Genomic DNA, 354 nt, shown 5'->3' on the forward strand with positions numbered 1-354 from the left:
GCAGGATTGAAAGCACAAGGAAAACGGAATTCTGTGTGGAATGTTTACATTCCTAAGCAGAATTACTTTTTGCTTGTATTAGCGGCTCTGCCGCGATCGAAGAGACGAAGTCTCTGAGATGCTTTCACCACCAACAATCTCTGTTACACTTTCTATTTTGGCTTCTTCAGCCATTCCATACAAGAACTTTGTTCTTATATCGAATCACCAAAGAATGTTTAAATAAGATCCGGCAGCCACCTGCTTTCCCAGGTCGTCTCCAACCAAGTATCATCGGCCGTTTTGGTCTTAACCATCGTGTTCGGGATGGGTACGGGTGTGTCCCCAAAACGCATCGCCACCGGAAGCATTGAG

1 rRNA gene is annotated in these 354 nt (G+C 45.5%); it reads right to left on the bottom strand.

Annotated elements, in window-relative coordinates:
* Window positions 1-227 precede the first annotated feature (227 nt).
* A 5S ribosomal RNA gene (gene rrf / locus CI597_RS17600) occupies window positions 228-345 on the bottom strand.
* Window positions 346-354 lie beyond the last annotated feature (9 nt).

This window comes from Anaerostipes hominis (ex Lee et al. 2021) (assembly GCF_002270485.1).
In the GTDB taxonomy this organism is placed as follows: domain Bacteria; phylum Bacillota; class Clostridia; order Lachnospirales; family Lachnospiraceae; genus Anaerostipes; species Anaerostipes hominis.